9 protein-coding genes are annotated in these 13,286 nt (G+C 40.7%); 8 read left to right on the top strand and 1 reads right to left on the bottom strand.

Annotated features, from left to right (window positions below; all coding sequences use genetic code 11):
- Nucleotides 1-248: 248 nt before the first annotated feature.
- Entirely contained in the window at nucleotides 249-1,136 is an 888-nt protein-coding gene (locus tag PL9631_RS19620) for a hypothetical protein (protein ID WP_083622946.1), read from the top strand.
- 222 nt (nucleotides 1,137-1,358) lie between these two features.
- Here PL9631_RS19620 and PL9631_RS19615 read toward each other — a convergent pair whose 3' ends face one another.
- Nucleotides 1,359-1,661, bottom strand: a complete 303-nt coding sequence (locus PL9631_RS19615) for a fertility inhibition FinO-like protein (protein ID WP_083622944.1) — start codon at nucleotides 1,659-1,661, stop codon at nucleotides 1,359-1,361.
- Between the two features lie 280 nt (nucleotides 1,662-1,941).
- Here PL9631_RS19615 and PL9631_RS19610 point away from each other — a divergent pair, with 280 nt between their 5' ends.
- The 7 genes from PL9631_RS19610 (at nucleotide 1,942) to PL9631_RS19580 (ending at nucleotide 12,398) form a co-directional block, all read left to right on the top strand.
- A complete protein-coding gene (locus PL9631_RS19610; protein ID WP_083622941.1) occupies nucleotides 1,942-2,175 on the top strand; it encodes a hypothetical protein in 234 nt (77 codons plus the stop codon).
- On the top strand, nucleotides 2,168-2,584 hold the full coding sequence (locus PL9631_RS19605; RefSeq protein ID WP_083622939.1) for a pepsin/retropepsin-like aspartic protease family protein: 417 nt from the start codon (nucleotides 2,168-2,170) through the stop codon (nucleotides 2,582-2,584). The genes PL9631_RS19610 and PL9631_RS19605 overlap by 8 nt, the downstream gene beginning before the upstream one ends.
- Nucleotides 2,585-2,817: 233 nt before the next feature.
- Nucleotides 2,818-3,210 carry a YybH family protein gene (locus tag PL9631_RS19600; RefSeq protein WP_083622937.1) on the top strand — a complete coding sequence of 131 codons (393 nt, stop codon included), beginning with the start codon at nucleotides 2,818-2,820 and terminating at the stop codon, nucleotides 3,208-3,210.
- 19 nt (nucleotides 3,211-3,229) lie between these two features.
- A complete protein-coding gene (locus PL9631_RS19595; protein WP_083622935.1) occupies nucleotides 3,230-3,910 on the top strand; it encodes a type 1 glutamine amidotransferase domain-containing protein in 681 nt (226 codons plus the stop codon).
- A 63-nt stretch (nucleotides 3,911-3,973) separates the two neighbouring features.
- Nucleotides 3,974-4,228 carry a UPF0175 family protein gene (locus PL9631_RS19590; protein WP_026794451.1) on the top strand — a complete coding sequence of 85 codons (255 nt, stop codon included), beginning with the start codon at nucleotides 3,974-3,976 and terminating at the stop codon, nucleotides 4,226-4,228.
- Between the two features lie 229 nt (nucleotides 4,229-4,457).
- On the top strand, nucleotides 4,458-5,012 hold the full coding sequence (locus PL9631_RS19585; protein ID WP_083622933.1) for a hypothetical protein: 555 nt from the start codon (nucleotides 4,458-4,460) through the stop codon (nucleotides 5,010-5,012).
- A gap of 336 nt (nucleotides 5,013-5,348) precedes the next feature.
- Nucleotides 5,349-12,398, top strand: a complete 7,050-nt coding sequence (locus PL9631_RS19580; RefSeq protein WP_083622931.1) for a LamG-like jellyroll fold domain-containing protein — start codon at nucleotides 5,349-5,351, stop codon at nucleotides 12,396-12,398.
- The last annotated feature ends 888 nt before the right edge of the window (nucleotides 12,399-13,286 follow it).

The raw sequence follows: 13,286 nt of genomic DNA, 5'->3' as shown, positions 1-13,286 counted from the left end.
CTCTTAATAACTTTTCTCTCTTAGCTTCCTTTTTATCCCTAATTCATAAGTTTTTCAAATATATCTTTGCCGAAAATGGATGACTGACAGAAGGAGGATAGTTGAAGTATTAAAAATCAATAATAATTATAAATTTTTATAAATTTTAAGCATCTCATTTAAGAGTTTATCGACAAAATATATTTATAGCAAGTGGATTTTTTTAGCATTGAAGTTTTTTTAAATCTCTCTTTAAATTCGGAGGTTTTATGACGATAGAACTTTCAGGTCTAACATTTACCAATAAGGCTGATATTGTTCCCCAATCTGGGGCTGATCAAATCCTTAATCAAGGTACTGCTAATACCCTTGATGGCAAAGATATACTCATCGGCACTAGCACCACCTCTGACTTCAACACTGTTGGTATAAACAACTATTACGGGGCGATTTATACTGGTGATGGTGACGACATCATCACTGGCATCATGGATGGCTGGGGGTACGGCATTCAGAACTACAATGCCAAGGCTATCATCGATACGGGTGCTGGTAAAGACACAATTACTGCCAAGGCTTCTACTTACGGCATTTACAATATTGATGCCACTATTAATATGGGTGCTGGTAAAGACACAATTACTGCCACAGGCGGTGATACTGGCATCAGCAACGGCGGCACTATCAATACCGGCGATGGCAGCGACATCATCACTGGCACTGCCACTGCCACTGATGGCAGTGGGTACGGCGGCATATTTAACAACATCGACGGCATCATCAATACTGGAAATGGCAATGACATAATTACTGGCACTGGCAGCCCTGGCATCTACAACGACGGCCCCATTAATACTGGAAATGGTAATGATTCCATTATTGCCAATGGGGGTTTCAATGGTATGGGCAATATATTCCTAGGAGGCCAAAAAGATTACCTTAAAGGTTTCGGCAATGGTAATTTTTATGGAGGGGATTCTAAAGATACACTTGAATTAACTTCAGGAACTTACACAATTGGGATATCAGGAACAACAGTCAGCTTTACCAAGGGCAGTGCTATTATGCACACTTCAGAATTTGAAAAACTCATCGCTGGTAACCAAACCTATGACTTTAGTAGTTTAACGAACGATCAGACAATCTTCATTGCTTAAATCATCTGGGGCAAACGCATCTCAACGTTGAATAATCGGGTTTGAGTAGCAACTGTGCAGAAAGTGCCGTTAAGGATTTGGCTTTGACTGTACCCGTTAAACCTTAATTGAATTGGTACAAAACGGATTCAGATTTGTTAAGAAAAGTCAACTTCTAAAACCTATGCTGTAATTGATTTTAGCCTTACCGTAAGTTTCTGTACGATTGCTACTCAAACCTTTCTACTGAGGTGCAGCTTCCTGGGGGTCTTTCGGTTTTTTCTCAAACACTTGAATTGCGGGGTCAGCCAAGACAAAGCCATCAGGAGTAGCTTCTCCCATCTTCCCAGCAATCGCAGCTACCCACATCGGATAATTCGCTTGCGCTTCCTCTAGTTTTTTGAACATTTTTGGCTTCACTGTTATTGTGAAGATTCTGCCATCACAGTCAACAATAAATTGCTTCCAGTTATTCTCAACCGTCTGAACATCCGTTGGAAATTCCGTAATTTTAAGGGTTAATTCCAGCTTTCCTGTAACTGCCATATCTTAATTGAGATGATTTCAACACCATCCAGATTGTAAACCCAAACGTGAGTAACGCCTTCCATTAATTCCTTAGCGTAAGTTTCTGTTCGACTGCTCACTTCACCCCTAAGTATGCGGTTTCAAGTCAGGAATTGGAGGCGGAGCGATCGCAAACTTTAGGAGAGTTGAATGAATTTTTGGTTAAACTAGGATATGTCAGTTAGGCATAGGAGTTGATGGTGATTACTCTCTAGGTCAGAATCTGGATCGAATTTAAACACTTTAGGAGCTAACTAAAATGCCAGCTATAAAAAAGCAAATTGTTACAGATGAGGATTTTAACCCTGTGGCGGTGATTATTAATTACCAAGATTGGCAAAGAATTGAGGCCTTATTGCAACGGCAAGGGGAAGAGCTTATAAGTCAATTAAAAGCGACTGAGGCGGTGGTATGGTCTCCACAGGTTGATCAGCCAGCAGTGCAATCTTTATCGGATTTGTTAGAAGCAGCACGGGGAGCGACTAATGCTTGAGGGTCAACGTTTTACTTTTACAGAACGCAGGGATAGCTTAGGAAGATGGCTAGTTATGCCCTATATTCCTTTAATACTAACATTAGGCGATCGCTCTGTGGAAGTGATGGCTCTGTTGGATACAGGGGCGAGTGTTAATGTTTTGCCCTATGAAATTGGTCTGCAATTAGGGGGTATCTGGGAGGAGCAAAATGTGACGATTCCGATGAGTGGAAATTTAGCAAGTAATGAAGCGCGGGGCTTGGTGGTTTCTGGTTCAGTTGCGTCTTTCGCGCCTGTGCTATTGGCGTTTGCTTGGACTCAATTAAATGATGTACCAGTGATTCTTGGACACATGAATTTTTTTGCGGAGTTTAATGTTTGCTTTTATGGTCACGATTTGGCTTTTGAGATTTGTCCAAGAGAGTAGCAATCAACTTAATTGACACGAGCCGCAAGGTTGCCAGTAAAACCTTTTCGGTGTAAAGGTTTGAGCCACTTGTTAATTTTTCTATCAAGAAACCACTGGATCAATCAACAACCGCTCATCCAAAATCAAATTTGAGTAGAATCTGTGAATCAACCTTAGTTCACGCAGCATTAGTTACGGATTTGTAGTAAGGTAGTGCTTGCTGAGGGAATAGTTCACTAAGGAGCAATTCAATGTCTTATGCAGATAAAGAGCATATCAGACAGGTTTTTGAAGAAGTCTATTCATCAAATACTCGTTCGCGTGATTTAGCAGGTTATGGAGGTATGTACACAGAAGATGCGCTGTGGATGATGCCTAATGTTCCTGATCGGCGTGGGGTATATGACATTGTTGAAGGATTTGCAGAGTACATTTCTAATCAAGAAATAGATCCAATCTTCACCGCCGAAGAAATTGAAGTTATGGGCGATTTTGGTTATGTTCTTGGGATTAGCCTCTCTACGATTTACCCTCAAGATGGCAGTCCTTCTAAACAGTCCAAATGTCGAGAAGTGTGGTTAATGCAAAAAGAGGCGGGGGAATGGAAAATTGCTCGTCAAATTCAAACCCTAAAGCCTTTCTAAATTACAAGAAAAAAACATTATGAGTAAGAAAATACTTGTCGTTCTAACCAGTGTTGAAAAGTATCCCAACCTGGAGCGAGCAACTGGTCTGTGGCTGGGAGAGGCTGTTCACTTTGTCAAGAAAGTCCAAGAGGCTGGTTATGAAGTTGATTACGTCAGCCCTGAAGGTGGATATACCCCCATTGACCCACACAGTCTTGCAATGGCTGATTCCGTTGATTGGGAGTGGTATCAGAAGAAAGAATTTATGAATCGTCTTGGGGCAACACTCCAACCAAGTGAAGTGAATCCAGATGACTACGTTGCGATCTATTACACTGGTGGTCATGGTGTAATCTGGGATTTTCCCGAAAATGAGGCCCTACAATCCATCAGTCAAAAAATTTATGAAAAGGGTGGTTTTGTGTCTTCAGTCTGTCATGGTGCCGCAGGCTTGCTGAATATCAAATTGTCCAATGGATTGTTGCTTGTCAAAGATAAAGAAGTCACTGGTTTTTCCAATGAAGAAGAGAAACTGGCAGAATTGGATAAATTTGTTCCTTTCCTGACAGAGACCGAATTAGTAGCACGAGGGGCCATTTACAAAAAAGCGGATGAACCTTGGGCTGCTTTTGCTGTTGAAGATCAAAGACTCATTACTGGGCAGAATCCAGCATCTGGTGGCGCTGTCGCTGATTTACTGATTGCAGCTTTAAAATAGAGTTCACATTGGCAAACTCAAGACAAATCCCAAACCACCAATTCAAAACCCGATTATTCCCCGATGCCCTACCAACTCACAATCAACTACCCCGAAACTTTCCCCGATGCCCTCCAACAAACAAAAGCACAATTTGAACAAGAAGCTAAATGGGCAATGGCAGTTAAACTATTTGAACTCAAACGCCTTTCTTCTGGAATGGCAGCAGCGTTAATTGGGGTAGATAGAGTTACATTTCTCCTCAAATTAAAAGATTATGGTATCCCCATGATTGACTTGACAGAAGAAGAACTACTATCTGATTTAGAGAATGCCTAACCCCGAAAGAATCGATTCAACAAATGATTAACCAAGGGATTCGATTAAGTACAACTGTGATTGAATTTGCCCTAAAACAAGCCGGAGAAAATAATTAATCAAGCTAAAAGCTAAATCTAATCAACTCTAAATCGAAACCTATTATCAGAACTCTTGTAGTTTGAATAATTTGGGTTATAATATTTTTATTCGCAATTCACGAATAAAGAATATAGCTGAGTAGATGCTCATGAAATATGCTCAAAAACCTCAAGATATGGTAATTTTGTTAAAGGTTCACTGTTTAGGTTCGGAGTGGACTTATGATGATTTGGCAAAAAGTTTGAATACCAGTTCTTCGGTGGTACATGATGCTTTAAGGCGTTGTCAGCAGTGCCATTTATATAACAGCAAAAAAAGGAAGGTTTTAAAGGGGGCTGTGGAGGAGTTTTTGATACATGGTTTAAAATACGTTTTTCCAGCTTATCCTGGGGCGTTGGTGCGGGGTGTACCCACGGCCCATTCTGCGGAACCGTTGAAGGGTTTATTAATGGTTGATGATCTAAATCCATTAGTATGGCCTTCAGCAACAGGAAAGGTAAAGGGTCAGGAAATTACGCCTTTGTATGGGTCTGTACCGGAGGTGGTGGGGGCGGATTCTTTATTTTATGAGTTATTGTGTTTGGTGGATAGTTTACGGGTGGGTAAGGTGCGAGAGCAGGAATTGGCCGCAGTAGAGTTAAAAAAGAGGTTGGCGAAAATAGAAGGTTGGTGTCATCAGGTGCAGCCGGGTAAAGTTTTGTAAAAATGACCCATTTTTTAGGCGGAATTGATAAGAAATACAAATGATTACTTTGCCTAAATTAACTCAAACTAGGCAATATTTGAAAGACATAAATACATGACTACTTTAGAAAACTTTACATCGTGATAAATTTTGCGCGTATCTTGTCTTTACTCCTACAAAGCAAGTTTAGGCTTGATTTGGGCTTGACTTTTGTTTAAGTCCCACTATCAACTTTACAAAAATTGTTTTTACTTAACAAATAAAATCTTGACCGAGCCGTCACATCCGTTTAGATTTGGGAAAGAAAGTGCGATTTCAATATTTTTTGAGACTCTCGACTCCACCAATCAATCTATGTACCTCACACAACAAAACCTTCAGCACATCAACAGCATTACCCACGAAGGAAAAGTCCTCGTCTTTGCTACCGATGCCACCGGAAAAATTTCCTATACTGTTAAACAAGATGGGTTTGAGGATAGCTACCTCAATACACCCCCAGACCAAAGAACGGGTTGGGAAAGTTGGAAATCTCTGGAATTCCCAAATGAAACTGATGACAAGTCAGTAATTGACCAAGAAACAGCCAAACTCACCCACCAGAAAGACAATAGCAATTTTATTCTCAGGTCGCTCTACAAAACCGAAGATAAAACGGCCGTCGCCCCTGTTCAAGCTATTTCTGCTCTGGGACATATTTATGTTTTCCGCCAGTCTAAGTCTAATACTCTGTTAGTAGACCGTTTTGTGTTAGATGGGATGACCAATAAGCTAAACCGTAAATTAGAAGTCCGGTTTAAGCGCAGTAAGCAGAAGCACACGCCCACAAAAAATATGAATAAGGGGTCTAATGGACTGGTTAATATTGACTCCTTAGACTTCCGTGATGCCAATGGTAACTTTTTCTACGAACCCACCACAGAATTATGTTTAATTAATAACCTGCACAAAGGTTGGTTTTCTATAGTATTAGTTCCCACGATTGAAAACGATGTTTATCGCTGGCATATTTTTGCCTATAATAGTCAAACTCAGAAAGTCGAGTTAACCACAATTCGGGCTTCAGGAGAAGGGCTATTTGATGTGCAAGATTATACCATTTTTGAAGAAGAAAATGACACTCTGGTTCCTCGCCGAATCCCAGGAATTATTAAACGAACTTTAGACATTAATGGTGTAGCTGTAACCAACGGTTTATCAGCCACTAAATACGATTTACAACAGGAACAACAAACCCAATCTGGGGAAATGCAACTGTTAAAAACAGTCACCCGACTAATGTTAGCAATTCCCACCAACAAAGGGACAGCCGCCTTTAGTTTTGCGATTGCTGGAGATGGAACTCTGTCAGAAATTGACAAAACTCCCGATAAAACGATTATTCGGAACAAACAACGAGAAATTCTGCTTCCTTTAAACACTTTAGATGAAATTAAAGCCTTAGCAGACAGAACACCTCCTCCTCAAGGAATTATTACAGGATTAATGGAAGGAAGTGATGAAGAAGATGCTGAAAATTTGGTCAAAATTGCCACTGATGATAAAGCCGGAGAATTGAAGAATGGCGACTTGGTGAAAATCATGGGTACCCGTGATTATCAAGGGCTTTATCGAGCCAATAACGTTGATGAAAATACCTTTGATCTTGACTTAAAATTAACCCAAGAACTCGGTTACTGGGAAAAACAAGAGGAAGAAGAAGGTGGCTTAATTTTTGATGGCATGATTACCGCCTACGAAAAGATGGCTGATGGTAAATTACGAGTAACCTGTCCTTATCATGGCTTAGAAAATGGCGATGAGGTGCAAATTACGGGTACAGAAAACTATAACGATAGTTATCCCATCAAAAAAATTGATGATACCCATTTTGTGATTGAACATCAATGGGCAACGGGATCGGCTATTAATATTAAATTAGTCTCTCACAGACGACGGGGCATCGTTTTTGATGGAGTAGATGACTATATTGGCTTACCTGAGATGAATCATAACTACTCTCAAGGCTTAACCGTAGAAGCATGGGTATGGTATGACGGTTTTAAAAATTGGTCAAGAATTATTGACTTTGGCAATGGTGCTGGCAAAGAAAACATTATCTTTGCCAATGAAGGAACAACCAATAACGTAAACTTTCATATCTATCATGACACAGAAATCCAGAGTATTATAGCTCAAGAAGTCTTAGAAACCGGAAAATGGATACACTTGGCGGCAACAATTGATGAGTCAGGTAATGCTACCCTCTACAAAAACGGTACAGCTATTCAAACAGGTTATGTTAATCTTCCTAAAACTATTAATCGGACTAAGAATTACATCGCCCGCAGTAATTGGTCTAATAATAGCCATTTTCAGGGTAAAATCAGCGATGTCCGTATCTGGAAAACAAGCCGTACAGCCGAAGACATCAAAAATAATATGTACCTGCAACTGACAGGTAAAGAAGTTGGTTTAGAGGGTTATTGGCGCTTAGGTGCGATCGCTGAAGGCAAAGTGGTTGACTTTTCTGTTAACTGCAATGATGGTATTGTGCATGGCGATGTCTATGTAAGTGCTGCCACACTAAATCGCAAACTCGCAGGAGGAACCGATGCCGTTAAATATAGCAATTCTGAGCTATTTGCAGTCAGTGAACGAGCCACTTATGAAGAAAGCTTTGAGTTTAAGGTTAATTCTGCAACCCCCGTTGATCTAGCCTATTTAGACAATGCAGATGGTAATAATCTATGCACTAAAATTTTTACTCTATCCTATTGGGGAAAAAGCAGCCACAGTGCGGAAGAGAAAAAAATTATTGCCCCCGAACAAATTAAACAAAACAAATTTGAAGACTTGGGCAAGGGTTGGTATCGCGTCTCTGCAAATGTAACTATTCCTGATGGGATTAGTATGTTACGTTGTTTTGAGATTATTAATGTTCAAGGTGACTGGCAATCTTTGGAAATTCGTAAACACCGTATCCGTTTAATGTCTGACAGTATTACCGAGTTTAAATACAGTGATAGTGTTATTTTGAAAAATTTAGTCGATAATCATGCCACATTAGCCAGTCAATTGAAGCAACTGGAATTAAAAGAGCCACAGGAAAGGGTATTACTCAAGGAAATGCAAGAGTTAGATGCCAAAATTGCTGGATTAGCTAATATCGAACAACAACAAATAGAATTCAATAATTTAACCCAGCAAGTTAAAGATCTTGAACTTGAAGAAAAAGAGCTCAAGTCAATTTACGATGATAGCCTGGTTAACCCTTTAAATTACTGGTGTTTTCTTCAAGAGGTAGAAACGGACTCGTTCTGGAAAGAGAGCAAGAATTCCAATACAAAAAGACTTATAGACCTGACCTCTACTAAGGGTCATGATTGCAGTCAGTGGAACCTCACTGCTACAAAAACGGAAGGATACTACCATATCAAAGATAAGCAAACAAATTCATATGTCGAATTAATAAATGGACAGTTAGAACTGAGACGTACTATTATCTATGAGCCTGCGGCTCAGTGGAAGCTTAGTAAAGCAGGTGAAAGTGAAGGATACTACTTCCAAAACAGGAACACAGGTTCTTTTGTCAACACCTCAAGTATAAATAATGTCGTATCGTTAGTAGCAAGCGCTTCTAGTAGTAATAAGTCGAATAAGTGGAAATTCCAACTAACATATGATCAAGTCAACAATAATATCCAAAAAGCCTATGAAGATTGGCAAGCAATATGGAAAAAACTTGATGGTTTAAAGAAGGAATTAGGGCAACTCAAGGAAATATTAAACGCTAGTGGGACTCAAAAACAAGAATGGGAAAAACGTCTCCAAGAAGTTACCGCTCAACTTACTACCCTGCAAACTGAAATCAACCAATTAAACGGCAATTTCCTTGTTGGAGTCAAGGAACAACAAACTGCCCAAATTATGCCCTCAATTCTTACAGATAGCAAAGGTTTAGTTACCCAGGGAGCGATACTTGGTTTTGTTAATTCTGTGACTCGTCTTAATGCGATCGAAACTAGCGAAGGGAATGTTCAACTGAGTTACTTTGATAATCAAGGACGGATGCGACAAACGAACTATGATGCTACTGCGGACAGTAATAATGCTACCTTTGAACAGTGGATTCCCGATGCTCAACGGGCTTGTTTAAACTTTAGTAACAGCAATAGTTTCATTCAGTTAAATAAACCTTTGTATCTTCCAGATGACTGGAGTATTGAAGCTTGGTTCGTTTATCCATTAGCAAAAACGACAGAATGGAATCCTTTAATCCGAGGCCAAGATATCGATACTCACATTCTGGTCAAAAATCGTAAACAGTTAGGGATTTATCTGAGCAATGATTCCTTGAAGCAGAACTTTTACGATAGCGGTTTCAATATGGAGTTGTTAACCGAGGGATGGCATCATGTCGCTGCTGTTGGTCGGGGAGATACTACTCTGTTTTATATTGATGGCAAAAAAGTAGGTGATGTGAAAGCAAAAGCCCTAAAAGATGCGGAAGAGAATCTGAATAAAAACCCCAAAGATGATGCCGCGAAGAAAAAGGTTGAAGACCTTAAGAAAGCTCGTCTGAAATCTAATAGCGATGTTGCTTTCATTGGTAACTGTAAGGACGGTGGGGAACCTTTTGGAAAAGTTGCCGAAGTTCGTATTTGGGGAGTTGCTCTTACGAATGAGGAGGTTGCTGTCAATAGCAAAACTTTACTGAGTGGTAATGAACCCGGTTTATTAGCTTATTATCCTTTTAATGAGGCAACAGGAGATGTCGTTCGGGATCAGTCTGGACAAGGTAATAATGGTAAGGTATCGGGTGCAAGTTGGTGGGGATGTACTGCTCCTATTGGCAACCCAGGACATACAGTCATGAAGTTTGATGGGGTGAATGATTATATTACTACCTCCAACAGCTTAATGAATAATTTGTCCGCCTTCACTCTGGAAGGTTGGGTGAAAGCTCTCTCCCTACCAGAAGCAGCAACAATCTCTCTATTTGGGCAAAACGATGTGATTGAATTTGGCATCAGTTCCCAAAAACTGGTTGTCTGGACAAAGGACTGCGATAACTGGTGTCATGCTGATGCTCCTTATCCGCTTCAATCTTGGCATCATCTGGCAGTGGTTGGTAACGGCAAAAATGTACTTCTTTATCTGGATGGAGTACAAATCAAAACCGGTGGTTCTCAAACCACAAATTATGGAACCTCTTCTGAGCACTTTCAAATTGGTGCAGGAGTTTGGTCTGGAGGTATTAACGACCCGTTTAATGGTCAAATAGCAGAAGTTCGTATCTGGAATAAAGCTCGCACTCAAGCCGAAATTCAGGGAGATATGTATCAGCGTCTCACTGGCAAAGAAGCCAATTTAATCGCTTACTATCCTCTCAATGAAATCAAACCAGAAAGTTCTACCCAAAAAGTCCTAGATTTAGCGGGGAACAATCACGGCACTGTCAACGAAGCGATCATTGTAGATGACAACACCCTGCCCATTGGTGGCGATGCCGTTGTTTCTAATGAATACAGCACCATTACCCTGGAACCATCCACGAAAACCAAGGTTGCCATGATGCGGCGGTTCTTTGCTTATCCTGCTACCAATGGAGTCACCCTGTTGCCAGATAAGCACATTGAAACCCTAGAACTCAAATGGATTGGTAACGCCCAGTTTGCGCCGACTCTCTTGGGTTATATTGAAGGTGCGCCTCCAGTTCCTAGTGAAAATTTAACGATCGAAGATGATTATAATGGGGCCACTTCTGTGGAGTTAACCATGTCGGAAGATGTGGAATTTAATTGGAATCGAGCGCAGGATTCTGGTTTGGGAGGAACTTTGGACACCTTTATTGGTGGAGGAGGTGCAATGTCTATTTTAACTGCGCCAATGGGTGTCGGTTCGTCAATCGAAACCAGTACCAGAGTTGGTTTCCAAGGGAATTTTGATTTTAGCTACCAATTCCAAAATGAGAGTAGCATTACCTCTAGTTCATCTTTGACTATGACGGATAAGCTGGAACTACGAGGAACTTCCGAACAAAGACCTCATTTCTCCCATTTAGGGACTCGTTTCATTCCTAAAAATATCGGTTATGCTTTAGTGGTTTCGGCTATGGCTGATGTTTTTATCACTCGTTTGGCGCGCAGTGGTAAAATGGTCGGTTATCAAGTGCAACCTGTGGATGGTATTCCTCCCGATGTTAATACCATTACCTTTTTGATGAATCCTGCCTATACGATGAATGGTAGTTTGGATGGTATGACCGGAAGCAGTGCTACTAGCGATCGCTTCTTTAAGCACGTTCCTGAAATGCGCTCTCAGTATGGTTCGCTCTATCCTGCTAGTTACTACCGTCTCAAAGAGGCTTATGATCTCAAACAACAGATTGAAGCTGAGGATAAACGCCGAGAATCTTACTTTTCTAACTTTGATGTGCGTTTATTGAATGAAATGTCCTTAGATCGCAATATTGATAGTGGAGATGCACCTACTACTATTGGGTTACAGCGAGAAGAAGATAAACCTGACACTGAGATGACGGATGAGGAAAGGAAAGAGGAGCAAGACGAGATAGTAAGACAGGTTCGGGATAGTGCGGCTCAGTCTTCTGAGGCGACGAGTGCGGCGGCTAAACAGAAACAGGCAGAAATTCAGAGCAAAATTGATGATCAGGAAAAACGAGTACAAGCGACTGAAAGTTTTGCTGGTTGGCAAAAACGCATGGAAAGTATCCAAATTCGCTCTGGTAAGCGTAATATCGTCAATACCTACGTTTGGGATGCTGACGGTGGACTACGCACGGAAGCTCAAAGTTTTGCCAATACGGTAGAGCATACCATTGGTGGGTCTTTTAGTATGGATGCCGGGTTAGGGCTTGGAAGTGAGTTTTCAGTCTTTGGTGTTGATGTGGAACTCACCGCCCAAGCTACGGTAAACTTGACTCAAACCATGAGTAAAACTGAATCTCGGAGTAAGGGCTTTGAGTTGAGTGTAGACCTAAGCGGTCTGGAATATAAAGGCATCACTGACTACAACGACAACCCCATTCTACCAGGGGAAAAAGTAGACCGCTATCGGTTTATGAGCTTCTATCTCGAAGGTAGCACGCAAAACTTTCAAGACTTCTTTAGTTATGTTGTTGACCCCGAATGGTTACGCAGCAATGACGAAGAAGCACGGGCGTTGCGTCAAGCTCAAGCGGGTAAACCCAATAAAGCATGGCGGGTGCTACACCGGGTTACTTATGTAGAACGTCCGGCTTTAATGGGTTTTGGTCGAGATGTCCGTAAATTAAAAGCGGCGGCGACAACCTCCGAAAATCAACAAATGTTGGATAAAATTGCCAAGCTGGAGGAGGATAACCGCAAACTCGAAGCGAAACTCGATCAAATCCTCCAGTATTTGCAACAGTCCAAATAAAAAGAAGGCATTGAGCCGAGATCCGTGTCAGTGCGATTTGTTCTGAAAAAACCCAGTATATGGGGGATTTCAGGCTTCAGTAGAGTAACTCCGTCAAGAGTTGAGTCCGCACTTTAATCCTCTGCTGATGACAACTTGATATCCATGTAGGTTAAAAAGAAAAATTTCTTTTTAACCCACATTCCGCTCGACAAAATGTAGTATTTGGGTAGTCGCCGAGATACGTGCAAAATGGGACACTTTGTAAACAAATATTGCAAAATGTCTTTTAATGATTTAAAAACTTGCCCAAAAATGGTACTGAAACATTCTAGTTTTTGGATACTTAAATCCACTGTTAACACTATTCAGTCTTTCAAACTTGCCCATTTATGACCTTTTTAGGGGATGTTTTACAAAAGAGGACACGCGGAATCCAGTGTTGAAACAACGTAAAATCGTGGATTTTAAACATTAACGTTACAAAACTTTACAACGTGTCCCATTTTGCAGGTATCTCGGTGGCTACCCTATTTGGGTTTAATTACCAGAAGATTTGCTTAATAATAACTATGAGGGATTGAATACTATATATCAGTTATCAAACAGGATTGAATCTACTGTTAGTTGACCAGTGATCATTCATAAAATCATCAATATCGGATTGTTCCATATGGGGTAAAGACAAGATACGCGCAAAATTTAGCACGACGTAAAGTTTTGTAAAGTATTCATGTATTTATTGCTTTCAAACATTGCCTAGTTTGACTCAAACTGGGCAATGTTATCATTTGTATTTCTTATCAATTTCGCCGAAAAAATGGGTCATTTTTGCAAAACTTTACAAGGCTGCACCTGGTGACACGAACCTTCTGTTTACGCCGACACTTAGGTTGGTAGCCCATTTTG

The sequence above is a fragment of the Planktothrix paucivesiculata PCC 9631 genome (assembly GCF_900009265.2).
Lineage (GTDB): Bacteria > Cyanobacteriota > Cyanobacteriia > Cyanobacteriales > Microcoleaceae > Planktothrix > Planktothrix paucivesiculata.
This window is presented reverse-complemented; position numbering and strand designations above follow the sequence as displayed.

Bases quoted from the DNA above. Each gene is read 5' to 3' on its own strand.
- PL9631_RS19620 (WP_083622946.1), top strand. From the start codon at position 249: ATGACGATAGAACTTTCAGGTCTAACATTTACCAATAAGGCTGATATT.
- PL9631_RS19615 (WP_083622944.1), bottom strand. From the start codon at position 1,661: ATGGCAGTTACAGGAAAGCTGGAATTAACCCTTAAAATTACGGAATTT.
- PL9631_RS19610 (WP_083622941.1), top strand. From the start codon at position 1,942: ATGCCAGCTATAAAAAAGCAAATTGTTACAGATGAGGATTTTAACCCT.
- PL9631_RS19605 (WP_083622939.1), top strand. From the start codon at position 2,168: ATGCTTGAGGGTCAACGTTTTACTTTTACAGAACGCAGGGATAGCTTA.
- PL9631_RS19600 (WP_083622937.1), top strand. From the start codon at position 2,818: ATGTCTTATGCAGATAAAGAGCATATCAGACAGGTTTTTGAAGAAGTC.
- PL9631_RS19595 (WP_083622935.1), top strand. From the start codon at position 3,230: ATGAGTAAGAAAATACTTGTCGTTCTAACCAGTGTTGAAAAGTATCCC.
- PL9631_RS19590 (WP_026794451.1), top strand. From the start codon at position 3,974: ATGCCCTACCAACTCACAATCAACTACCCCGAAACTTTCCCCGATGCC.
- PL9631_RS19585 (WP_083622933.1), top strand. From the start codon at position 4,458: ATGAAATATGCTCAAAAACCTCAAGATATGGTAATTTTGTTAAAGGTT.
- PL9631_RS19580 (WP_083622931.1), top strand. From the start codon at position 5,349: ATGTACCTCACACAACAAAACCTTCAGCACATCAACAGCATTACCCAC.